Genomic DNA, 21,772 nt, shown 5'->3' with positions numbered 1-21,772 from the left:
GAGGCCGTTTCGGGATAAGGTGCGCGTTGTATATGTCGTGTTTGGTGGCCGTAAGGCAAAACCCCTCGCTCAAGGCGAAGTACCAAGCACTGCGTGAAAGGGGCAAGGCAGCCAAGGTCGCGATTGTGGCCTGCATGAGAATTTTCATCGTGCGACTCAATGCGATGCTAAGAACGGGTACCCCTGGCAGGATGTGGACTTGCCTCAATGCAAGAGCGCAACACCGGCGTAAATTCGAACGCCGTACGTGTGGGAGCGGGTTTACCCGCGAAAAAGACACCGCGCTGCCTGGCACGGGCTACGCCCGTGTTCGCGGGACAAGCCCGCTCCCACAGGGGATTGGGCTGGTCTTTAGATTTTGAGCAAGACAGTTGCTCCCACAGGGTCCAGCGCAATCCCTGTAGGAGCGGGCTTGCCCGCGAATAGGCCGGTACAAACACTACCTATCCAGGATTTGCTTCGACATTGCCGGGGCGCAAAGCGCCCCCGGCAATCTAGAGGGCCACCGCCTCGGCAGGCGACACGATGCTGGTCTTGGCTCCGCGCGAGCGCCCGGAACTCAGGTAGGCCGCAATGGACTCCTGGGTCACCTCGCCGAGAAACACCTGCTCGGCATCCAGCACCGGCAACCAGGCCCGATTGAACTCGTACATGCGCGACAACAGGATGCGCAGGTGCTCGTCATGGGATGCGGTGGCATTGAACGATCGCAGGAAGTCCCCACAGGTTCCTTGCTGGCGGTGCATGTCGCGCCGGCGCACATACCCCATCGCCTTGTTCGCCGCATCGGTGACTACCACGTAGCGACGGTCATGCTCGTCGAGCAACTCCAGCGCCTCGCTCACCGGCGTTTCCGGGCTGACCGACGGCGCGTTGTCCGCGGCATCTTCTGCGCGCACCAGCAGCAGGCGCTTGAGGGTGCTGTCCTGGCCGACGAAGTTGCTGACGAAGTCGTCCACCGGGTGCGCCAGCAGGGTGTCCGGGTGGTCCAGTTGCAGCAGCTTGCCTGCGCGGAAGATGGCGATCTTGTCGCCCAGCTTGATGGCCTCGTCGATGTCGTGGCTGACCATGATCACGGTCTTGTTCAGCGCCCGCTGCATCTCGAAGAACTCGTTCTGGATCATCTCGCGGTTGATCGGGTCTACCGCGCCGAACGGCTCGTCCATCAACAGCACCGGGGCCTCGGCCGCCAGTGCGCGGATCACGCCGATGCGCTGCTGCTGGCCACCCGACAGTTCGCGCGGGTAGCGCTGGAGATACTGCTTGGGTTCGAGCTTGATCATGCTCATCAGCTCGCGGGCGCGGTCATGGCAGCGCTGCTTGTCCCAGCCGAGCAGGCGCGGCACCACGGTGATGTTCTCCTCGATGGTCATGTTGGGGAACAGGCCGATCTGCTGGATCACGTAGCCGATGTGCCGGCGCAGGGTCACTTCGTCAAGGCCGGTGGTGTCCTCACCATTGATGAACACCTGGCCGGAGGTCGGGGTGATCAGGCGATTGATCATCTTCAGCGTGGTGCTCTTGCCGCAGCCGGAAGGGCCGAGGAACACGCAGATTTCGCCTTCGTTGACGGTGAGGCTGACCGAGTCGACGGCTTTGACGTCCTTGCCGTTGACGTTGAAGGTCTTGCTGAGGTTCTTGAGTTCGATCATGAGCGCAGTCCTTCTGGAGTCAGGGCACGTTGCAGGGTTTGCAGGAGCAGGTCGGCGATGATCGCCAGCAGGCTGACCAGCACGGCGCCGACCAGCAGCATCGACATGTCGCTGCGGCTGATGGAGGTGAGAATGAGCACACCCAGGCCACCGGCACCGATGGTCGCGGCGATGGTCATCACGCCGATGTTCATCACCACGGCGGTGCGCACGCCGGCGAGGATCACAGGTACGGCGATGGGCAGCTCGACCATGCGCAGGCGCTGGCCGAAGGTCATGCCGATGCCGCGTGCCGCTTCGCGGATGCCAGGCTCGACGTTGGTCAGGGCCAGGTAGGTGTTGCGCAGGATCGGCAGCAGCGAATAAAGGAACACCGCCGTGATCGCCGGCAGCGGGCCGAGGCCCTGGCCGAACTTGCTGTAGAACGGCAGCAGCAGGCCGAACAGGGCGATCGACGGGATGGTCAGCAATACCGTGGCGCTGGCTTGCAGCGGGCCGGCCAGTACCGGGAAGCGGGTCATCAGGATGCCCAGCGGCACGCCGATGACGATGGCCAGGCTGACGGCGATGCCGACCAGCATGATGTGTTGCCCGGTCAGTTGCAGGACCAGGGCCCAGTCGAGATGGGCGAAGGTATCGATCAGGTTCATCGCGCGACCTCGCTGAAGGCATGTTCACGCAGGAAAGCGGCGGCCACGCTGGACGGGCTCTGGTGCTCGACATCGACCTTGGCATTGAGCTGGCGCATGGTCTCGTCGTCGAGCGTCTCGGCCAGAGGCTTGAGCAGGTCGGCCAGTTGTGGATGGGCGTCGAGCACGGCCTTGCGCACCACCGGTGCTGCGGTGTAGTCGGGGAAGTAGTGCTTGTCGTCATCCAGCAGCTTGAGGTCGAAGGCGCTGAGGCGGCCGTCGGTGGTGTAGACCAGGCCGGCGAACACTTGGTTGTTGCGCAGGGCGGTGTAGACCAGGCCCGCATCCATCTGGCGGATGTTGGCGCGCCCCAGTTGCATGCCGTACATCGCCTGCAGGCCATCGAGACCGTCGGGGCGATTGGCGAACTCGGTATCCAGCGCCACCAGGTGCTTGCGCGCCTGTTCGTCCTGCAGCACCTGGTTCAACTGGCTGATGCTGGTGACCTGCGGGTAGGCTTCGGCGACCTTGCGTGGCAGGGCCAGGGCGTAGGTGTTGCTGAACTTGGAAGGGGTCAGCCAGACCAGGTCCTTCTTCGCATCCAGGGCCTTGACCTTGTTGTAGGTCGCTTCGGCGCTGGGCATGCGCTCCTCGATGTGGTTGTAGGAGACCAGCGATACCCCGGTGTACTCCCACATCAGGTCGAGCTGCCCGGTTTCGTGGGCCTGGCGCGCCAGGCTGCTGCCCAACCCGCCGGTGACTCGGACCTGGAAGCCGTTGGCACGCAGGTACTGGGCAGTGATTTCGGCGAGCACGGTCTGCTCGGTGAACACCCGCGCGCCGATGCGCACCAGGGGTTTTTCTGCAGCTTGGGCAAAACCTGCGCATAGCAGTGCCGCGCCCAGCAGCAAGGCGATTGTCTTTTTCATGGGTTCCCTCTTGTTATCCGGCCAGGCCGCGTTCCAGCCAGCGCTTGCTGGAGAAGCTCACCAGGGCATCCAGTACCAGGGCCAGGAGCGCCGTGCAGGCGGCGCCCAGCAGCAGCTGTGGCTGGTTGTTCAGGGCGATGCCGGGGAAGATCAGGCTGCCAAGGCTGTTGGCGCCGATCAGAAACGCCAGTGGTGCGGTGCCCACATTCAACGCCAGGGCCACGCGCACGCCGCCGACGATGATCGGCACGGCGTTAGGCAGCTCCACCTGCCAGAGTTGCTGGCGCGGGGTCATGCCGATGCCGGTGGCGGCTTCCTTGAGCGAGGCGGGGACGTTTTTCAGGCCCTCGTAGGTGTTGCGCACGATGGGCAGCAGGGAGGCGAGGAACAACGCGAAGATCGCAGGGCCTGCGCCGATGCCCAGAATGCTCAGGGCAATGGCCAGAACGGCCAGGGGGGGAATGGTGTTGCCAACGTTGAAGAACTGCATGAAGCGCTCGGCTTTGTCGACCCGGTGCGGTCGACTGAGCGCAATGCCGGCGGGGATGCCCACGGCCAGCGCCGCCGCCATCGAAGCCAACACCAGTACCAGGTGCGCTTGCAGGTAGAACCCAAGATCGTCGCGGTAGCGCGCGATCGTATCAGTGCCGATCCAGTGGATCAGCAGGGCCAGGATGACGAGCGCGGCGGCCCATCCCATCAGCCCTTTTCCGTAGCGTTTCGCCACAGGTGGACTCCTTATGTCGTCGGCGGACACACTTCTTCGTAGCCGGCCCGTGCGGGAGGCGGGTGGTGTGTTCGCGAGTAGCAGCGTGAGGCAACCGTAGGCTGCGATCAGGCCATGAGCCGAACCCCGTCGGGCCCGAGAATGCTGATGAAACCAGTCCCCAACCGAAGCGGGTTGCAGGGGAGTGGACGTCTCCGAGGGCGTAAAGGTTCCCATCTGATGCGGCATTTGGCCAGTGTTAATCACTGGCCAAGCAGGATAAAGGCGCGTGAAAAATGCGATTTGTCGCGCTGCAGGCGTTGAAAACACTGCGCTGACGGTTTTTTTTGCAAGGGTGTGAATTTGTCGTGAATGGCCGGGCGTCTTCGCGGGCTTGCCCGCGAAGAGTCCAGTGTCAGAACTGGTAGTTGACCCCCAAGGTCAGCGACCGCCGTGGCGCAGGCTGGCGCCCCCATGGGCTGGTGTCGATTCCGCGGAAGTAATACTCGCGGTCGAACAGGTTGCTGATCCCTGCCGAAGCGGTCAGTACGCTGTCGTCCTGCAGCTTGAACTGCCGCTCGATGGTCGTGTTCCACAGCCAATAGGCCGGCAGCTTGCCGACCGAGGCGCTGGCATCCTCGTCGCGGGAGTTGGCAGCATCGGTGTAGGCACTGCTGACGTAGAGGCCGTCGAGGCTGTAGGTCCAGTGCTCGGCGAAGCGGTAGCGGCCGTCGACGCTGAACTGGTTGCGCGAGGCGAACGGCACCTCGTTGCCCTTGAACGCGCCATTGCGCTGCTTGGCGTCGAGGTAGGCGTAGCTTGCGTGCAGGTCGAGGTCGGGCAGGCTGTCCGGGGTCCAGAACACTTCGCTTTCGATGCCTTGGTGGCGGGTGCTGCCGATGTTGTCGAAACGGTCGGTGGTGGCGTTGTAGATAATCTGGTCATCGAAATCGATGCGGTACAGCCCGGCGTCGATGCGCAGGCCCTCCCATGGGGTGTAGCGCACGCCAGTTTCGTAGTTCCAGGCCAGCTCCGCACCGACCTGTCCTTCCTTGACGATTTGCGTGACTTGCGGCGGACGCAGCGATTTCTGTGCATTGGCATAGACATACCAGGCGTCGCTGGCCTGGAAGCCAACAGTCAGGCCAGGCAGCCATTCCATCGATTTGTTTTCGTTGCGAAAGCCGGTGATGCCGTCGTCGTACTGCATCTGCGCATTTTCGTACCGCACACCGGGGGTGATGGTCAGGCGGTTGTCGAGCAGGCCGATGGCGTTGCTCAGGTAGAACGCCTTGGCCGTGTCGTCGAACTGCCAGTCGCGGAACGGCACGGTGGCACCACTGGCCAGGCTCTGTCGGTTGACCTTGTAGTCGATGTCCTCCTTGACGTAGCGCGCACCCAGCAGCCAGGTCTGGCTGAGTTGATCGCCATCGATGCTCATGCTCAGCCGTGGCTCGCTGCCCCACACCTTGAAATCGCGGGGGCCGTCCTGCTTGGTAGCGGCCTGGCCGTCGGGGGTGAAGGGCAGGCCGACGACGAAGTTGCGGTAGCTCTGGTGGGCGAAGTGGGTCCAGCTGAAGGCCACTGCATCGAACGGGCCGATGGCCCCGAGCTGCTGGGTGTAGGTGCCCCAGATGCGGTCGGTATCGCCTTCGAACCGATCCAGCGGGCGGGTCGACTGGCGCGAGTCGTCCTTGTAGTCGCGTACGCTCAGCGCGCCAGCCAGATCCATGTCGGCCTTGTAGTGCTGGATGCCGAAGCTCAGGTCTCGGTCCTCGTCGATATTCCATTGTCCGCGCAGGCGGTAGTTCTGGATATCGGTGTCGGAGTGCTCGCGGCCGGCCTGGCCGCTGAGGGTATTGAGGTCCAGTTGCAGGCCGAAATTGTCGGTCAGGTAGCCGCCGGTGCCGACGTAGGTATCCCACAGTTGGCGCCCGCCGGCGTTGAAGGTGGTGCGTTCCTGCAGGGTGGTGCGCCATTTGCGCGGGATTGGCTTGCTGATGAAGTTGACCACGCCGCCGACGTTGTTCGGGCCGTACTGCACGGCCGCGCCGCCGCGCACGATGTCGATGCGATCGACGCTGGCCTGGGTCACCGGAAACAGCGACAGGCCAGTCTGGCCATAGGGCGCCAGGGCGATGGGAATGCCATCGGACAAGGCCTGCACCCGGCCACTGCGGCTCTCGTACAGCCCGCGCACGGCAATCTGCGGCAGGGCTCCGGTGCCGGTCTCATCGAAGATCTTTACACCTGGTACCCGCTGCAGGGCCTCGTCGACCCCACGCACACTGGCTTTGTGCAATTGCTGGCTGCCGATCACCGTGCGACTGCCGGCGTAGCTGCGTACGTCTGCGTCGCTGGCGCTGCCGAGGACATCGCCCTGGATCACCGTGGCGTCCACGGCCAGCGGTTCGGCAGGCGCTGGCGGGGGAGCGGCGGAGGTATCCTGGGCAACGACCACGAAGGTGCGTTCATCCTGGACCTGTACATGCAGTCCGCGGCTGTCGAGCAGGCGATGCATGGCTTGTTCGGCACTGTAGCGACCCTTGAGCGCTGGCGTGGTGCGGTTGCCCACCTGGTCGCTGGCGAACAGGATCTGGACACCGGTTTGCCGGGCCAGGGCATTGAGTGCCAGTTCCAGGCTGCCGCCCGGCAGGTCGAGGTCGACGGCCTCTTGCGCCTGGGCCGCGAAGGACAGGAGCAGGCCGGTGGCCAAGGCCGAGAGCGGCAGGCGCAGGGCGTTTTTCAGCGGGTGTGTCATGGCGGAGGACTCTTGGACGATAAGGGCTTGTCTGATAGCCGCCGCCAGTGCGCTGGAACCCTACCTTGGCAGTGATATTTTTTTTGCGACTGGCGGGCCGCTTAACAGCAGCCCGGACCGGTTCAGCGTTTTGTCGCCCTGCGCGTGATGCTTACGCTGCCATCTGCAGCCCGCGCCAGGTTCAGAGGCAGAATCCTGGGCAGCAAGTCGAGCAGTTCGTCGGCCTTGTCGGCATCGAACACTCCGGTGATCGGCAGGTCGGCCAGGCTCGGATCCTGGAGCTGGATGTGGCCCTGGCGGTAGCGCTGCACGTGCGCCAGCACCTCGCCCAGCGGCGTACGGGCAAACACCAGGCGTCGCTCGCGCCAGGCCAGGACGCTATCGACGTCGGCGCGCGCTACCGGTTGCAAGCGCCCCTGGCGCACGTCGACCTGTTCACCTGGTTTCAGGCGCACCTGCTGTGCAGGCAGTTGGCTGGAGTAGATGTCGACGCTGCCACGCAGCAGTGCAACACGGGCGCCGCCATCCTGGCGCAACACATTGAACTGGGTGCCCAGCACGCTGATCCGGGTGTCGCCGGCCTCGACCCGGAACGGCCGGACCCACGCCTTGCTGACATCGAACAACGCCTGCCCCGTGCTTAGCTCGACCCGTCGCGAACGCAGGTGCCAGCTCACATTGAGGCGGGTGTCGCTGTCGAGTTGCACCCGGCTGCCGTCGGCCAGCTCGACCATCTGTCGCTCACCGACGGCACTGACATGTTGTTCGTGCCGGTACGCCGGGTCGAGCCAGATCACGCCAGCGGCGAGGATGACTGCCAGGGCGCTGCCGACCCGTGTTTTCGACGCCTTGCGTGGCTTGGGTTCGGGCAGCGGGAAATGGGCGCGCAGCGCTTCGCGATGGCGGGCAAGGGCGTCGTCTTCAGCCGACTGCGGGCGTTCGGTGGGGCCTTTCGAGGTCATTGACCGTCCTGCGGGTAGTCGAGGTGTGCGCGGCAGGCCGCAAGGCCCAGGCGCAGGTGCTTTTCCACGGTCTTCAGTGAAATGCCCATGCGCAGCGCCACCTCAGCCTGGGGAATATCGTGGATCTTGTGCATCACGAAGGCCATCTGGCAACGCTCGGGCAATTGTCCGATGGCCTCGACCAGCAGGTCCAGTTCACGTGCGGCTTCGTATTGCTGCGCAGGCGCAGGTGCCAGGCTGACAGCGTCCGGCAGGGCGGGCCGCTCGACCAGCCACGCCTGGCGTCGACGGTCGCTGCGATAGCGGGTTACCGCCTGATCATGGGAAATCTTGCGCAGCAACGCCAACGGGCTGTGGGCCTCGGGTTTGTCGCGTTTCTCCAGCAACTGCACGCAGACATCGTGCACCACCTCGCGGGCGAAACCGCGATCGCCGAAACGCCGACGCACATGGTCGACCAGCTCGTCGTAATGACGAACCAGCGTGCTGAGCAGCGAAGGTTTGGTCGGGTCGCAGGACATGGTGCACCGAAGGATGCTGGGGCGATCGAGAATATAAATGAGAATTCTTTCTATTCATAGGTGTCCCGGCGTCGATGCTTGATGCGGTAGTGCGTAAAGGTCGTGGGCCTGTGGTGTCCAATTCTGTGCTTCTGCGTACGGACCATGCGGAGAAATCCTACCTCTTGACGCAGATGCATCTTCTATCGAACGGACGCTGGAGGGCGCAGCATTTGCTCCCTCGAAGATTGTAATAATCGCTTGAAGGAATATTCCTTGAGAGGTATTTTTGGTGTGGCCCATACGCATGTGCCCGGAGTTCGTCGTGGAGTTCGAGGCATTGGCCCAGGAAGTTCAGGATGAGCTTCTGGCGCAGCTTCATCTCCTCGCTTGCTACGGCCCTGCGCTAGGGCGTCCTCGCGTGGATACCTTGAGTGGCTCAAGGTATTCGAACATGAAAGAGCTTCGATTCAATGCCAATGATGGTGTATGGCGGGTGGCATTCGCGTTTGACCCTGCCCGCTGCGGCCTACTGCTGGTGGCCGGCGACAAGGCAGGTGTGAGTGAGCGCAGGTTCTACCGAACGCTGATTGATCGGGCTGATGAGCGGTTTGATCGACATCTGTGCAGAGGGTGAAGGTATGTACAAGACACTTGATGACGTAATGGCGGGTCTTTCTCCCCAACGCAGGGACAAAGTCGCAACGCGTGCAGGTGAGTTGCTCGATGAGGAAATGACCCTTCGGGCATTGCGCAGACAGCTTGAAATCACTCAGGAAGGCTTGGCGGAGCGTCTTGACGTTCGCCAGGGCAATGTTTCCAAGATGGAAAACCGTAGCGATATGCTGATTTCAACCTTGCGAACCTATCTGCAAGCCATGGGAGGCAGGCTGGAGCTCGTCGCCCATCTGCCGGGGCGGCCACCCATCACGATCAAGGGGCTGGCAGAGGACATCGGGCACTGAGCCACGGGCTGGTGCCGCGCTGGCTCGCCACCAGGCACTTTGGCCTGGCGCCCGAGTTCAGGTATGATATCGCCCCATTTTTCGATCCCCAGTCAGGCGATTTCCCATGACCAACCAGGCCGCCGAAGTCGCGAAGCGCCGCACTTTCGCAATCATTTCCCACCCCGACGCCGGTAAAACCACCATCACCGAGAAGCTCCTGCTGATGGGCAAGGCAATCTCCGTCGCGGGGACCGTGAAGTCGCGCAAGTCCGACCGCCATGCCACCTCCGACTGGATGGAAATGGAGAAGCAGCGTGGCATCTCCATCACCACCTCGGTGATGCAGTTCCCGTACCGCGAGCACATGATCAACCTGCTCGACACCCCCGGCCACGAAGACTTCTCCGAAGATACCTACCGCACCCTGACCGCCGTGGACTCGGCGCTGATGGTGCTGGACGGCGGTAAGGGTGTAGAACCGCGTACCATCGCCCTGATGGACGTGTGCCGCCTGCGCGACACGCCCATCGTCAGCTTTATCAACAAACTCGACCGTGACATCCGCGACCCGATCGAACTGCTCGACGAAATCGAAGCGGTACTGAAGATCAAGGCCGCGCCGATCACCTGGCCGATCGGTTGCTACCGCGACTTCAAGGGCGTGTACCACCTCACCGGTGACTACATCATCGTCTACACCCCGGGCCACGGCCACGAGCGCACCGAAGCCAAGATCATCCAGAAGCTGGATTCCGATGAGGCCCGCGCCCATCTGGGCGACCAGTACGATGGCTTCGTCGAGCAACTGGAGCTGGTGCAGGGCGCCTGCCACGAGTTCAACCAGGACGAGTTCATCAACGGCCAGCTCACGCCTGTGTTCTTCGGGACCGCCCTGGGCAACTTCGGTGTCGACCATGTGCTCGATGCCGTCGTCGACTGGGCACCGCGCCCGCTGGCACGGGTGGCGCACGAGCGCACCGTGGAGCCGGTGGAAGAGAAGTTCACCGGTTTCGTGTTCAAGATCCAGGCGAACATGGACCCCAAGCACCGCGACCGTATCGCCTTCATGCGTATCTGCTCGGGCAAGTACGAGAAGGGCATGAAGATGCGCCATGTGCGCCTGGGCAAGGACCTGCGCATCGGCGATGCGCTGACCTTCTTCTCTTCCGAGCGTGAACAGCTCGAAGAGGCATATGCCGGCGACATCATCGGCCTGCACAACCACGGCACGATCCAGATCGGCGACACCTTCAGCGAAGGCGAAGCGCTGGGCTTCACCGGTATCCCGCACTTCGCCCCGGAACTGTTCCGTCGTGTGCGCCTTAAAGACCCGCTGAAATCCAAGCAGCTGCGCCAGGGTCTGCAGCAGTTGGCCGAGGAGGGCGCGACCCAGGTGTTCTTCCCCGAGCGCAGCAACGACATCATCCTCGGTGCGGTCGGTGTGCTGCAGTTCGATGTGGTCGCCAGCCGCTTGAAGGAAGAGTACAAGGTCGAGTGTGCCTACGAGCCGATCACCGTCTGGTCGGCACGCTGGATTGCCTGCGACGACAAGAAGAAACTCGAGGAATTCCAGAACAAGGCCATGGAGAACCTCGCCATCGATGGCGGTGGCCACCTGACCTACCTGGCACCGACCCGGGTCAACCTGTCGCTGATGGAAGAGCGCTGGCCTGACGTGCAGTTCCGCGCGACCCGCGAACACCACTGATCCCCTGCAAGATTGCGGCACAAGGCCGCTTCCGGGTAATGCGCCGATGGGCGCGTGATACCCGGAAGCGGCCTTTTGCCGTTATCGGGGTGGTGTGCGCAATTTTTTTTCACGGGGGGGTGAGGTAACCCGGCGCGGCATCCGTGTAGTGAGTGAAAGTGCGATTCATTCGCAATAAATCCGGTCTCTCACAGGTCAGCGTCCATGAAGTTCACCCCGCGTTGCGTCCCTCTCTGGTTCGGTCTCTGCGCCCTGTCCGCAGTGGCGCTGACACCCCTGGCTCGCGCCGCCGAGCAGGTTCAGGTGTATACCTTCGCCCAGCCCGGCCAACCACTGGCCCAGGCCCTCAACGCCTTCAGCCGCACTACCGGGCAAAGCGTGGTGTACACCTTCGAGCTCCCCAGCCAGCAGGCGCCAGCGCTCAACGGCTCGTTCAGCGCCGAGCAGGCCTTGCAGCAACTGCTTGGCCAATCCGGGCTGGCCTGGCGCCGCGTCGATGCGCGCACCCTGACCCTGGAACCTCTCGACACGTCCGGCGCCTTGAACCTGCAAGCCACCACCGTGACCTCGCAGATGGACAGCTTCAGCTACCAGCCACCGGCCAGCCCCTCGATCATGCGCGGCCAGGGGACGAACCTGGAAACGCCCCACGCCATCAACGTGGTTCCGGCCCAGGTGCTGCGCGACCAGGCGCCGCGCAACCTCGACGATGCCCTGGCCAACGTCAGCGGTATCACCCAGGGCAACAACTTTGGCGGCACCTCCGACACGGTGATGAAGCGCGGCTTTGGCGACAACCGCGATGGTTCGATCATGCGCGACGGCATGCCGATCGTGCAGGGTCGCAGCCTCAACGCCACCACCGAGCGCGTTGAAGTGCTCAAGGGGCCGGCGTCGCTGCTGTACGGTATCCAGGATCCGGGCGGGGTCATCAACGTGGTCAGCAAGCGCCCGCAGCTCGAGCAATACAACGCCCTGACCCTGCGCGGCTCGACCTACGGCAGCGGCAAGAATGGCAGCGGTGGCAGCTTCGACAGCACCGGTGCACTGGGCGACAGCAACCTGGCCTATCGCCTGATCGTCGATCATGAAGATGAAGACTACTGGCGCAACTACGGCGTGCACCGCGAGTCGCTGGTGGCGCCGTCGCTGGCCTGGTTTGGCGAAGACACCCAGGTGCTGCTGGCCTACGAGCACCGCGAGTTCCTGTATCCGTTCGACCGTGGCACGGCGATCAGCAACCGCACCAATCACCCGCTGGACATCCCGGCCACTCGCCGCCTGGACGAGCCGTTCAACGACATGGAAGGCCGCTCGGACCTGTATCGCCTTGAGGTCGATCACCAGTTGGCGGACGACTGGAAACTGCACTTTGGCTACAGCTTCAACCGTGAGACCTACGACGCCAGCCAGGTGCGGGTGACCGGCGTCAACGACGCCCGTGGCACCCTGACCCGCAGCATCGACGGCACTCACGGCGCCATGAGCCGCGACCAGTTCGCCACCCTGAGCCTGAACGGCAATGTGCAACTGGGCGGGATGCAACATGACCTGCTGCTGGGCTTCGACCATGAAGACCGCAAGGTCTACCGCGCCGACCTGATCCGCCAGGCCAGCCGCTCGACCTTCAGCTACCTCAACCCGGTCTACGGCCAGGAGCCTGAAGGCAGCACCGTGCGTGCCAGCGACAGCGACCAGACCGACAAGCTGCGCACCGACTCGCTGTTCTTCCAGGACGCCGTGCACCTGGACGAGCACTGGATCGCCGTGGCCGGTGTGCGCCTGCAACAGTACGACCAGCTCGCCGGTCGCGGCCGACCCTTCACCACCAACACCGACACCAGCGACCGCGCCTGGACCCCGCATGCCGGGCTGGTCTACAAGGTCGACGAGCAACTGTCGTTCTATGGCAGCTACAGTGAGTCGTTCAAGCCCAACTCCAGCATCGCCCCGCTGAGCGGCGGGCTGGTGCTCGATTCCTCCATCGCCCCGGAGGAGGGCAAGGCCTGGGAACTGGGGGCCAAGCTCGACATTCCCGGGCAGATCACCGGCACCTTGGCGCTGTTCGACATCACCAAGCGCAATGTCCTGGTGGCCAACTTCGACACCCGCACCGGCGAAACCCTGTACAGCAATGCCGGCGAAGTCAGCTCGCGTGGCGTCGAACTGGACCTGAGCGGCCAGCTCAGCGAACGCTGGAGCCTGATCGGCAGCTATGCCTTCACCGACGCCGAAGTGACCAAGGACCCGGCCCTCAAGGGCAATCGCCTGCAGAACGTGGCGCGCCACACCGGCTCGCTGTCGGCGGTGTACGACTACGGCAGCCTGTTCGGTGGTGATCGTCTACGTTTGGGAGCCGGTGCGCGTTATGTCGGTGAGCGGGCAGGTAACCCGACCAACGACTTCGACCTGCCGGCCTACACCGTGGCTGATGCCTTCGCCAGCTATGAGACCAAGCTGGATGCGCACAAGGTGCGTTTGCAGTTGAACGTGAAGAACCTGTTCGACAAGGTGTACTACAGCTCGGCGGTGAACCGGTACTTCGTGGCCATTGGCGATGCACGGCAGGTGAGCGTATCGAGTACGTTGGAGTTCTGAGGCAGGTCAGCAGCACTCTACTTCAATGGCGAACTAGAGTGCTTTCAATATACTCAGCCATCAACGTGGTTCACGCGGGTAAGGGAAGTTGAAATACCCTTTTCTGAGGATGAACCCGTCTGCCCCTCCAGAGAAACTGACGATGCACCTTCCGTCGATGTTGTTCAGATCGACAACACCTTTTATTGAACGGAGGGCGGTTCCTCCCAGGATGATTCCGGGGATGATGCCGACTTTCCCGCCTTGATGTTCATCCTCTGTGACAAAAGGGTAACTCCTATCTTTGGAACCATTGGGAACATTCAGAACGACTCGATCAAACGGGGGATCCATATACGCGATGATCTGAGTGAAGCCTTCGCTGAACTCATAATCAATCTTGGCATTCGAGGTCTCGTACGTATGTTCGCTCTCGAAGCCAAACCACTTCAGGTTAAAGTGAGGTTCTGGCGATCTATCCGGCGCAGTTGAGCCATAAGAGGCGTCGGGTAGTTTTGTGATCTTGTCCATGTTCCACTCCTGAGCGATAGATTCAGTGAAGGGCGATAGGTGCCTGCTGAAGCTAAGCAATTGATCAGGAGCCCACAACTAGCAGAATTATCAGCTACCCTGGCGAAGGTTTATCGGCTCGCAAGCTCTATTCTGCCCAACGCAGCGCGATATTCCCCGGGCGTTGCGCCCATCGCCTGCCTGAAGCGATTGCTGAAATGGCTGGCACTGGCAAACCCGCACAGCAATGCCACCTGCCCCAGCGGCAGGTCGCCCTGGCGCAGCAACCGGCACGCCTGGTGCAGTCGGCGCGCCAGCAGGTACTGGTGTGGCGGCAGGCCGAAGCTTGCGCGGAACATCCGGGCGAAGTGGTATTCGGACAGATTGCAGCGCAGCGCCAGTTCGTTCAGTGAAAGCGGCTGGTCGAGATTGGCCTCGATGTAGTCCACCAGATGCCGACGCTGGTGCGGCGCCAGCCCGCCCTTGAGCCGCAGGCCCTGGCGCAGGCCGGCCTGGCCCAGCACGGCATGGTCGATGATGGCGTGGGCCAGGCTGCTGGCCAGCAGGCGCTCGGCAGGTTCGTTCCAGTCAAGCCCGATCAGTTGGTGAAAGCGCAGGGCCTGTTGTGGGTCGTCGAGGAAGGTGGCTTCGTGCAGCTGCATTTCCCGTGGCTCGCGGTCGAGCAGGCGAATGCAGCCGAGGGCGAACTGTTCTTCGCTGATGTACAGGTGCGCCAGGCGGATGGTGCCGTTGACCACCCAGTTGGACTCGTGACCGGCGGGCATGATGCACAGTTTGTTCGGCGCGCCCTTGTCGCCCGGGCGCTGGCGGCGGAAGGTGCCGGTGCCGTCGGCGATGTAGCACGACAGGGTGTGGTGGCTGGGGGCGAGGTAGTCACGCGCATCGTCACGGTTGCGCCACAGGGCTGCGGCCAGGCCCTCGCCCATTTGCGCGCTGGCTTCCAGGCGGGCGTTGGGCGAGCTGTGCATGGCGTTAAAGACTTGCAACTGATGAAGTGGCGACATGGGCGATTCCTCTGGAGGGCTATCGTACTGCGGCACGAGCGCAAGGGGAGTGGTTGCCGACGGAAAAGCGCAAGTTTGTGCAAGCGCGGGGCGGGGCGAGGGGGACAGACTTCGTGAGCGGCGGTGGGTTCTTCGCGGGCAAGCCCGCTGCCACCGCCGCTTCCGCAGACCGCCGCCAGCCCCAAGGACCCCGCCCATGAATCTGTCGCTCTATTTGCTTACCGTCCTGATCTGGGGCACCACCTGGATCGCCCTGAAGCTGCAATTGGGTGTGGTCGAGATCCCGGTATCGATCGTCTACCGCTTTGCCCTGGCCGGTCTGATCCTGTTCGCGGTCCTGCTGCTGACCCGTCGCCTGCAACCGATGAATCGGCGTGGGCACCTGATCTGCCTGGCCCAGGGGCTTTGCCTGTTCTGTGTCAACTTCATGTGCTTCCTCACCGCCAGCCAGTGGATCGCCAGCGGCCTGATCGCCGTGGTGTTCTCCACCGCGACCCTGTGGAACGCGCTCAACGCGCGGATCTTCTTCGGCCAGAAGATCGCCGCCAACGTGCTGGGCGGTGGCGCCATGGGCTTGCTGGGGTTGGGCCTGCTGTTCTGGCCCGAGCTGTCCGGACACGCCGCCAGCCGTGAAACCCTGGTCGGCCTGGGCCTCGCGTTGCTGGGTACCCTGTGCTTCTCGGCCGGCAACATGCTTTCCAGCCTGCAACAGAAAGCGGGCCTCAGGCCGATGACCACCAACGCCTGGGGGATGGTGTACGGTGCGACCCTGCTGGGGTTGTATTGCCTGGTCAATGGCGTGCCCTTCGCCATGGAGTGGAACACCCGCTATATCGGTTCGCTGCTGTACCTGGTGATTCCAGGTTCAGTGATTGGCTTTACCGCCTACCTTACCCTCGTCGGGCGCATGGGCCCGGAGCGGGCCGCGTATTGCACGGTGCTGTTCCCGCTGGTAGCGCTGAACGTGTCGGCATTCGCCGAAGGTTATCAGTGGACGGCACCGGCATTGCTGGGGCTGGTCGCCGTGATGGCCGGTAATGTGCTGGTGTTTCGCAAGCCCCGGGTTGCCAAGGCCACCCAGGCAGCGTTGGCCATGAAGTGAGGCCTGTGCCCGACACCGTTGCAGAAGACGCTGGCGCTGCGCTGTCTACACTTGGCCAAACCCCTTGATCCTGCAAGGTAGGCCATGCCGACAGCCCAGCCGTGGAACCGCCCCCTGACACCGCGCCAGGCGCACCTGCTCTGCCTGCTCGCACTTGCCCTGCATGTGCTGCCGCTGATTCTCGCCGACTCGATGTACCTCGACGATGTCTGGCGCGCGCAGACCGCCACGGGGAACTGGACCGCCGAAGGGCGCCTGCTCACCCAGTGGCTGCATGCAGGGCTGAGCTTCGCCGGTGGGGCGATCAACCTGTTCCCCTTGCCGCTGCTGTTGAGCCTGCCAGTGGCGGCCTATGCCCTGGCGCGCCTGGCCATTCACTACTTCGGCCAGCCGCGCCCGACCGACCTGCTCGTGGTGTTGCCGCTGTGGTACAGCCCGTTCTTCCTGCAGAACCTGTCATACCAGTACGACGGGCCCGCCATGGCACTGGGTCTGGCGGCGATGATCCTGGCGGTGAGCCTCGATCCACGCCGGTTGTTCGCCGGCACCGTCTTGATTGCCTGCGGCCTGGGTTTCTACCAGGTGACGCTGAATGTATTCATCGGCTTGTGTTGCATCGACGCGGTGCGCGGCCTGTTGCGCGGCGATCCGCTGGCCCGGCTGGGCAAGGTGGTGACCTTGCGTGTGGTGCAGATGCTGTTGGGCGCGCTGGTGTATCTGTTGGTGGCGATGCCGTGGATGTCCGAGCAGCGTTTGACCATGCTGGCAGTGGATGCTGCGCTGCCAGGCGAAGTGATAACGCGCCTGGGCACGGCGTTCGAGCATGTCGCCCTGCTGCTGACGCCCGGCAACCTGGTCCTCGCGGTGGGGCTGGCGCTGCTGGCCGCCGCTGGGCTGTGGCGCGATGGTCGAGGTATCCATCGGCAGCACGGCCTGCCAGGCCTGCTCGTGCGCGTCACCGGCCTGCTGCTGGCGGTGCTGGTGCTGGTGGTGATGACCAGCGGCGTGATGCTGGCATTCGACTATTTCATTCATGGCGCACGCACCCTGATGGGCTTTGCCTGCGTGCTGGTGCTACTGCTCTACCTGGCCAGGCGCGGGCTGGGTGACGGCGCGCCTGATCGCGCGCTGATTCTCTGCCTGCCGCTGTTGTCGATGCTGGCGCTGGCCTACGCCCATGGCCGTCTGCTGGAGGCGCAGAAGGCGCAGTTCGCGGCGATCGGTCAGTACATCGGTCAGGACATCCTCAGCCACCCCGCCCTGGACAAGGCCCGCGCCTTCTACCTGCTCGAACGCAACCAGGCCGAGGGTTGGTTGCCTGCTGCCGCTGGCGCGCAGGCCCGGGCACCGTTGCTCAAGTTCATCCGCAGTTCGGACTTCGTACTCTTGCCGGAGATGATGGCGCGCGTCGGTATCGGCCAGTTCTATATCAACAGCACCGCCAACCAGAGCCCGGCACCGACCTGGCGCGCCGATGACCTGCTGGCCCGCGGCGGCACACCGCTAGTGGACAACCGCCTGTACAGCATCTACCTCATCGGCGACCAGGGTTATGTGGTGACCAAGCCGCAGCCCAAACCCTGGACGTTGCCTTGAACGCCGGTGCGGGCGGGGTGTTGGGCCAGATGCGGCGCTATGTGCTGGTCGGGTTGGGCAACACCCTGGCGCACGGGTCGGTATTCTTCCTGCTGCACCTGCTGCTGGGGTTGCGCCAGGCGCCAAGCAACCTGCTGGCGTTTGCCGTTGCGGCGAGCCTGTCGTACTACGTCAACGCCCGCTACACCTTCGCGGCCAGGCCCAGCAAGCGGCGCTACTTGCTGTTCCTGCTGGGCATGGGGACAGTGAGTGTGGCAGTGGGTGCGCTTTCCGACTGGGCGCACCTGTCACCCTGGCTGACCCTCGTGATCTTTTCCACGGTCAGCCTTGTAGCGGGTTACAGCTACTCGCGCAGTGTGGTCTTCAGACGGAGGACGCCATGAATATCACCCTCATCGTGCCGGTGTACAACGAGCAGGACACCCTCGAACACTTCTACCGCACCGTGCGTGCCGAGCCGTCGTTGCAGGGCATGACGGTGGAGATCCTGTTCGTCAATGACGGCAGCAGCGACGAGACCGAGGCGATCTGCGCCGAGCTTGCGCTACGCGATGAATGGGTCACGGTGATCAACTTCTCGCGCAACTTCGGCAAGGAGTCGGCGCTGTTCGCCGGGCTCGAATATGCCGATGGCGATGCCATGGTGCCTATCGATGTCGACTTGCAGGATCCCATCGAACTGATCGCGCAGATGGTCGAGCGTTGGCAGCAGGGCGCCGACGTGGTCCTGGCCAAGCGTCGCAGCCGCGATGCCGACACCCCGCTCAAGCGCTGGAGTGCGCGCCTGTATTACCGGCTGCACAACCGTATCGCCTCCACTCATATCGAAGAGAACGTCGGTGATTTTCGGCTGCTCGACCGCAAGGTGGTCGCCGCGATCCGCCAGTTGCCGGAGCAGCAGTTGTTCATGAAGGGCGTGTTGTCGTGGGTAGGATTTCGCACCGAGATCATCGAGTACGACCGCCCGCCGCGGGTGGCGGGGGAGAGCAAGTTCGGCCTCTGGCGGCTTTGGAACCTGGCGCTGGACGGCATCACCTCGTTCAGTACCGTGCCGTTGCGGTTGTGGACCTACATCGGCGCGGGGGTGTCGCTGTTCGCGCTGGTATTCGCGGTATACCTGATCGTGCAGAAGGTACTGTGGGGGATCGACCTGCCAGGGTATCCGTCGTTGCTGTCGGCGATCCTGTTCCTGGGCGGGGTGCAGCTGATCGGGATCGGGATACTGGGCGAGTATGTCGGGCGGATCTACCAGGAGACCAAGCACCGGCCGCGGTATGTGGTGCGCAAGGTGCTGGGCAGGCGGCGCCAGCCGCGGTGAGCCTGTTGGATGGGTGCTGGCCTCTTCGCGGGCAAGCCCGCTCCCACAACAGCCCACATAGCTTCTGAATACGGTGGTGTTACCTGTGGGAGCGGGCTTGCCCGCGAAGAGGCCGGTACAGTCAGCGGCCAGGCTCAGCCCTTCCACACCTGCGGATTCACCAGATCTCGCGGTCGCTCGCCCAGCAACGCTGCGCGCAGGTTCTCCATTGCCCGGTTGGCCATGGCATCGCGGGTCTCGGCAGTCGCCGAGCCGATGTGCGGCAGGGTTAGCGCGTTGGGCAGCTTGAACAGCGGAGAATCGGCCAGCGGCTCCTTCTCGTACACATCCAGCCCTGCGCCACGGATGGTGCCAGCTTGCAGCGCCTCGACCAGCGCCGCCTCGTCCACCACCGGCCCGCGGGCGATGTTGATCAGGAAGGCGCTCGGCTTCATCAGCTTCAGCTCACGGGCGCCGATCAGCTTGCGGGTGGCATCGGACAACGGCACCACGATGCAGACGAAATCGGACTCGGCCAGCAACTGCTCCAGGCTGCGGAACTGCGCGCCCAGTTCCTGCTCCAGCGCGCTCTTGCGGCTGTTGCCGGCATACAGGATCGACATGTTGAAGCCCAGGCGACCACGGCGTGCCACGGCGGCGCCGATGTTGCCCATGCCGACGATGCCCAGGGTCTTGCCGTGCACGTCGCTACCGAAATGTGCCGGGCCTACGGTTGCCTGCCAATTGCCGGCCTTGGTCCAGGCGTCCAGCTCGGCGGTACGGCGGGCACAACCCATGATCAGCGAGAAGCCCAGGTCGGCGGTGCTTTCGGTGAGCACGTCGGGAGTGTTGGTCAGGGCGATGCCGCGTTCGTTGAAGTAGTCCAGGTCGTAGTTGTCGTAACCGACCGACACGCTCGACACCACCTCCAGTTTGCCGGCACCTTCGAGCTGCGCGCGGCCGAGCTTGCGGCCGACGCCGATCAGGCCGTGGGCCTCAGGCAGCGCTTCGTTGAACTGGGCATTGATGTCGCCCAGCTTGGGATTGGGCAGGATCACGTTGAAGTCGTGCTGCAGGCGCTCGGCCATGGCCGGGGTGATACGGCTGAAGGCCAGGACGGTCTTTTTCATCGGGCTACTTCTCTGCAAGGCGGTGGGACGATGGCGGCCTTGCGAAAAGGCCGCCGCGAATCAACGATTGGTTAGCAACCTACCATTGTCCCCACCTTCAGTGCAGCAGCTTTTTCAGGTGGCGATCAGCAATTCATGGGTCTTCAGGTCCGCTTCATGCGCCGCCAGGATTTCCGGCAGCGAGTTGCGCAGGTACTCGACCCAGGTCTTGATCTTGGCATCCAGGTACTGGCGCGACGGGTAGATCGCGTACAGGTTCAGCTCCTGCAGGCGATAGTCGGGCATCACCCGCACCAGGCTGCCGTCGCGCAGGCCGTCGATGGCAGAGTAGATCGGCAGCACGCCCACCCCCATGCCACTGCGGATCGCGGTCTTCATCGCGTCGGCGGAGTTCACCTGGAACGGCGAGCTGGTGATGTTGACCATCTCCTGGCCTTCCGGGCCGTCGAACAACCATTTTTCCAGCGGAATCACCGGGCTGACCATGCGCAGGCACTGGTGCTTGAGCAGGTCGGCAGGCTTGTGTGCGATGCCGTGGCGAGCGATGTAGTCGGGCGAGGCGCAGACGATGCTGTAGGTGATGCCCAGGCGCTGGGAGACGAACCCCGAATCCGGTAGCTCGCTGGCCAGCACGATGGACACGTCGTAGCCCTCGTCGAGCAGGTCGGGCACGCGGTTGGCCATGGTCAGGTCGAATGTGACGTCTGGGTGCGTTTCGCGGTAGCGGGCGATGGCATCGACCACGAAATGCTGGCCGACGCCGGTCATCGAATGCACTTTGAGCTGCCCGGCCGGGCGGGCGTGGGCATCGCTGGCCTCGGCTTCGGCCTCCTCGACGAAGGTCAGGATCTGTTCGCAGCGCATCAGGTAGCGCTTGCCCGCTTCGGTCAGGGCGATGCGCCGTGTGGTGCGATTGAGCAAGCGGGTTTGCAGATGGGCTTCCAGGTTGGAGACCGCTCGCGACACGTTGGCGGTGGTCGTATCCAGCTGCGCAGCGGCAGCGGTGAAGCTGCCGAGCTGGGCTACACAACTGAAAGCACGCATGTTTTGCAGGGTGTCCATGGGTCACTCTCGATCTAGAGGACAAAATTGTGACATGAAGTGACGAAAAAGAACGTCCGACCAAAGCCGGATTATCGCTGTTTTGGTAACAAAGATTCGCAGGAATATGCGCTTATCGCCAATGAAACCCGCCCCTAGAATTGCCCGGCCCCTTCACCTCTTCCTCGGGAAATCGCAGCTGTGCCGCGTCGCAACATCGGAGCGCTTCGAGCGCTCAGTGCCTGTGCCCTTAGCCTGTCCTTGAGCGGCTGTATCGGAACCTGGGGCATCGCCCCGCAAAGCAAGACGCTGCAAGCCAACCAACTCGCCACCGACACTGCCATCCGCGAAGCCGACCGCGACGCCCATTGGCCTGCGCAGCAATGGTGGCGCGCCTATGGTGATCCCCAGCTCGATCGCTGGATGGACCTCGCGGTTGCCGGTAGCCCGAGCCTGGCCATGGCCGCGGCGCGAGTGCGCCAGGCCAGGGCCCTGGCCGGTGTGGTCGAGTCGGCGGAACACCTCCAGGCCAATGGCGAGGCGACCCTCAAGCGCCACAACTGGCCGGAGGATCAGTTCTACGGCCCCGGCGCCCTGTCCGGCGCCAATACCTGGGACAACAACGCCGCCATTGGCCTGAGCTACGCCCTCGACCTGTGGGGCCGTGAACGCAACGCCACTGAGCAGGCGCTGGACCAGG

General features: G+C 63.5%; 19 protein-coding genes and 2 pseudogenes. 10 read left to right on the top strand and 11 right to left on the bottom strand.

Translation table 11 applies throughout. From position 1 onward, the window contains the following. Positions 1-191 (top strand): annotated as a pseudogene (locus VA602_RS26955) (IS110 family transposase); the annotation flags it as partial. 303 nt (positions 192-494) lie between these two features. Here VA602_RS26955 and VA602_RS04595 read toward each other — a convergent pair. The 7 genes from VA602_RS04595 to VA602_RS04565 form a co-directional block, all read right to left on the bottom strand. Next, positions 495-1,652: an osmoprotectant ABC transporter ATP-binding protein OsmV gene (locus VA602_RS04595; RefSeq protein ID WP_112899114.1), complete on the bottom strand. Its 1,158-nt coding sequence runs from the start codon at positions 1,650-1,652 to the stop codon at positions 495-497. Next, positions 1,649-2,302, bottom strand: coding sequence for an ABC transporter permease (locus tag VA602_RS04590; RefSeq protein ID WP_054892569.1), 654 nt, complete (start codon positions 2,300-2,302; stop codon positions 1,649-1,651). The genes VA602_RS04595 and VA602_RS04590 overlap by 4 nt, the downstream gene beginning before the upstream one ends. Further along, the gene (locus VA602_RS04585) at positions 2,299-3,210 is read right to left on the bottom strand and encodes a glycine betaine ABC transporter substrate-binding protein (RefSeq protein ID WP_323452605.1); all 912 of its coding nucleotides are present in this window, start codon (positions 3,208-3,210) and stop codon (positions 2,299-2,301) included. The genes VA602_RS04590 and VA602_RS04585 overlap by 4 nt, the downstream gene beginning before the upstream one ends. Positions 3,211-3,223: 13 nt before the next feature. Then, positions 3,224-3,937 (bottom strand): ABC transporter permease, encoded by a 714-nt coding sequence (locus VA602_RS04580; protein WP_323452604.1) that lies wholly within the window; start codon positions 3,935-3,937, stop codon positions 3,224-3,226. A 394-nt stretch (positions 3,938-4,331) separates the two neighbouring features. Beyond that, positions 4,332-6,677 (bottom strand): TonB-dependent siderophore receptor, encoded by a 2,346-nt coding sequence (locus VA602_RS04575; RefSeq protein WP_323452603.1) that lies wholly within the window; start codon positions 6,675-6,677, stop codon positions 4,332-4,334. Positions 6,678-6,799: 122 nt separating this feature from the next. After that, entirely contained in the window at positions 6,800-7,639 is an 840-nt protein-coding gene (locus VA602_RS04570) for a FecR family protein (RefSeq protein WP_323452602.1), read from the bottom strand. Continuing rightward, positions 7,636-8,160, bottom strand: a complete 525-nt coding sequence (locus tag VA602_RS04565; protein WP_323452601.1) for an RNA polymerase sigma factor — start codon at positions 8,158-8,160, stop codon at positions 7,636-7,638. The genes VA602_RS04570 and VA602_RS04565 overlap by 4 nt, the downstream gene beginning before the upstream one ends. Before the next feature lie 304 nt (positions 8,161-8,464). On the opposite strand from VA602_RS04565, the gene VA602_RS04560 reads away from it, so the two are divergent. From VA602_RS04560 to VA602_RS04545, 4 genes are all read left to right on the top strand, one after another. Next, the gene (locus VA602_RS04560) at positions 8,465-8,776 is read left to right on the top strand and encodes a type II toxin-antitoxin system RelE/ParE family toxin (protein WP_323452600.1); all 312 of its coding nucleotides are present in this window, start codon (positions 8,465-8,467) and stop codon (positions 8,774-8,776) included. Next, a complete protein-coding gene (locus VA602_RS04555) occupies positions 8,742-9,104 on the top strand; it encodes a helix-turn-helix domain-containing protein (protein WP_323452599.1) in 363 nt (120 codons plus the stop codon). Before VA602_RS04560 ends, VA602_RS04555 begins: the two co-directional genes overlap by 35 nt. Positions 9,105-9,210: 106 nt before the next feature. Further along, positions 9,211-10,794: a peptide chain release factor 3 gene (locus VA602_RS04550; RefSeq protein WP_054892572.1), complete on the top strand. Its 1,584-nt coding sequence runs from the start codon at positions 9,211-9,213 to the stop codon at positions 10,792-10,794. Positions 10,795-10,998: 204 nt separating this feature from the next. After that, positions 10,999-13,392, top strand: coding sequence for a TonB-dependent siderophore receptor (locus VA602_RS04545; RefSeq protein WP_200603857.1), 2,394 nt, complete (start codon positions 10,999-11,001; stop codon positions 13,390-13,392). Between the two features lie 60 nt (positions 13,393-13,452). On the opposite strand, the gene VA602_RS04540 is transcribed toward VA602_RS04545, so the two are convergent. Both VA602_RS04540 and VA602_RS04535 read right to left on the bottom strand, forming a co-directional pair. Further along, the gene (locus VA602_RS04540; protein ID WP_323452598.1) at positions 13,453-13,902 is read right to left on the bottom strand and encodes a hypothetical protein; all 450 of its coding nucleotides are present in this window, start codon (positions 13,900-13,902) and stop codon (positions 13,453-13,455) included. A gap of 110 nt (positions 13,903-14,012) precedes the next feature. Next, positions 14,013-14,906: an AraC family transcriptional regulator gene (locus VA602_RS04535; protein ID WP_323452597.1), complete on the bottom strand. Its 894-nt coding sequence runs from the start codon at positions 14,904-14,906 to the stop codon at positions 14,013-14,015. Positions 14,907-15,102: 196 nt separating this feature from the next. Between VA602_RS04535 and VA602_RS04530 the strand changes: the two genes are divergently transcribed. From VA602_RS04530 to VA602_RS04515, 4 genes are all read left to right on the top strand, one after another. After that, on the top strand, positions 15,103-16,008 hold the full coding sequence (locus VA602_RS04530; RefSeq protein ID WP_323452596.1) for a DMT family transporter: 906 nt from the start codon (positions 15,103-15,105) through the stop codon (positions 16,006-16,008). An 84-nt stretch (positions 16,009-16,092) separates the two neighbouring features. After that, positions 16,093-17,604 (top strand): glucosyltransferase domain-containing protein, encoded by a 1,512-nt coding sequence (locus VA602_RS04525; RefSeq protein ID WP_323452595.1) that lies wholly within the window; start codon positions 16,093-16,095, stop codon positions 17,602-17,604. Next, positions 17,601-17,987: a GtrA family protein gene (locus tag VA602_RS04520; RefSeq protein WP_323452594.1), complete on the top strand. Its 387-nt coding sequence runs from the start codon at positions 17,601-17,603 to the stop codon at positions 17,985-17,987. The genes VA602_RS04525 and VA602_RS04520 overlap by 4 nt, the downstream gene beginning before the upstream one ends. Continuing rightward, positions 17,984-18,922 (top strand): glycosyltransferase family 2 protein, encoded by a 939-nt coding sequence (locus VA602_RS04515; protein ID WP_063546050.1) that lies wholly within the window; start codon positions 17,984-17,986, stop codon positions 18,920-18,922. The genes VA602_RS04520 and VA602_RS04515 overlap by 4 nt, the downstream gene beginning before the upstream one ends. Before the next feature lie 134 nt (positions 18,923-19,056). Here the strand turns inward: VA602_RS04515 and VA602_RS04510 are convergent, their stop codons facing one another. Both VA602_RS04510 and VA602_RS04505 read right to left on the bottom strand, forming a co-directional pair. Further along, positions 19,057-20,031: a 2-hydroxyacid dehydrogenase gene (locus VA602_RS04510; RefSeq protein WP_054894896.1), complete on the bottom strand. Its 975-nt coding sequence runs from the start codon at positions 20,029-20,031 to the stop codon at positions 19,057-19,059. A 114-nt stretch (positions 20,032-20,145) separates the two neighbouring features. Continuing rightward, positions 20,146-21,093: a LysR family transcriptional regulator gene (locus tag VA602_RS04505; protein WP_054894897.1), complete on the bottom strand. Its 948-nt coding sequence runs from the start codon at positions 21,091-21,093 to the stop codon at positions 20,146-20,148. 180 nt (positions 21,094-21,273) lie between these two features. On the opposite strand from VA602_RS04505, the pseudogene VA602_RS04500 reads away from it, so the two are divergent. Continuing rightward, a pseudogene (locus VA602_RS04500) lies at positions 21,274-21,772 on the top strand (RND transporter); the annotation flags it as partial.

Origin of the sequence: Pseudomonas machongensis, from assembly GCF_034961125.1 — a bacterium.
Classification (GTDB): Bacteria; Pseudomonadota; Gammaproteobacteria; order Pseudomonadales; family Pseudomonadaceae; genus Aquipseudomonas; species Aquipseudomonas machongensis.
This window is presented reverse-complemented; position numbering and strand designations above follow the sequence as displayed.

Coding starts and splice junctions, on each gene's coding strand:
- VA602_RS04595 (WP_112899114.1), bottom strand. CDS start 1,652: ATGATCGAACTCAAGAACCTCAGCAAGACCTTCAACGTCAACGGCAAG.
- VA602_RS04590 (WP_054892569.1), bottom strand. CDS start 2,302: ATGAACCTGATCGATACCTTCGCCCATCTCGACTGGGCCCTGGTCCTG.
- VA602_RS04585 (WP_323452605.1), bottom strand. CDS start 3,210: ATGAAAAAGACAATCGCCTTGCTGCTGGGCGCGGCACTGCTATGCGCA.
- VA602_RS04575 (WP_323452603.1), bottom strand. CDS start 6,677: ATGACACACCCGCTGAAAAACGCCCTGCGCCTGCCGCTCTCGGCCTTG.
- VA602_RS04570 (WP_323452602.1), bottom strand. CDS start 7,639: ATGACCTCGAAAGGCCCCACCGAACGCCCGCAGTCGGCTGAAGACGAC.
- VA602_RS04565 (WP_323452601.1), bottom strand. CDS start 8,160: ATGTCCTGCGACCCGACCAAACCTTCGCTGCTCAGCACGCTGGTTCGT.
- VA602_RS04555 (WP_323452599.1), top strand. CDS start 8,742: ATGAGCGGTTTGATCGACATCTGTGCAGAGGGTGAAGGTATGTACAAG.
- VA602_RS04550 (WP_054892572.1), top strand. CDS start 9,211: ATGACCAACCAGGCCGCCGAAGTCGCGAAGCGCCGCACTTTCGCAATC.
- VA602_RS04545 (WP_200603857.1), top strand. CDS start 10,999: ATGAAGTTCACCCCGCGTTGCGTCCCTCTCTGGTTCGGTCTCTGCGCC.
- VA602_RS04540 (WP_323452598.1), bottom strand. CDS start 13,902: ATGGACAAGATCACAAAACTACCCGACGCCTCTTATGGCTCAACTGCG.
- VA602_RS04535 (WP_323452597.1), bottom strand. CDS start 14,906: ATGTCGCCACTTCATCAGTTGCAAGTCTTTAACGCCATGCACAGCTCG.
- VA602_RS04530 (WP_323452596.1), top strand. CDS start 15,103: ATGAATCTGTCGCTCTATTTGCTTACCGTCCTGATCTGGGGCACCACC.
- VA602_RS04525 (WP_323452595.1), top strand. CDS start 16,093: ATGCCGACAGCCCAGCCGTGGAACCGCCCCCTGACACCGCGCCAGGCG.
- VA602_RS04515 (WP_063546050.1), top strand. CDS start 17,984: ATGAATATCACCCTCATCGTGCCGGTGTACAACGAGCAGGACACCCTC.
- VA602_RS04510 (WP_054894896.1), bottom strand. CDS start 20,031: ATGAAAAAGACCGTCCTGGCCTTCAGCCGTATCACCCCGGCCATGGCC.
- VA602_RS04505 (WP_054894897.1), bottom strand. CDS start 21,093: ATGGACACCCTGCAAAACATGCGTGCTTTCAGTTGTGTAGCCCAGCTC.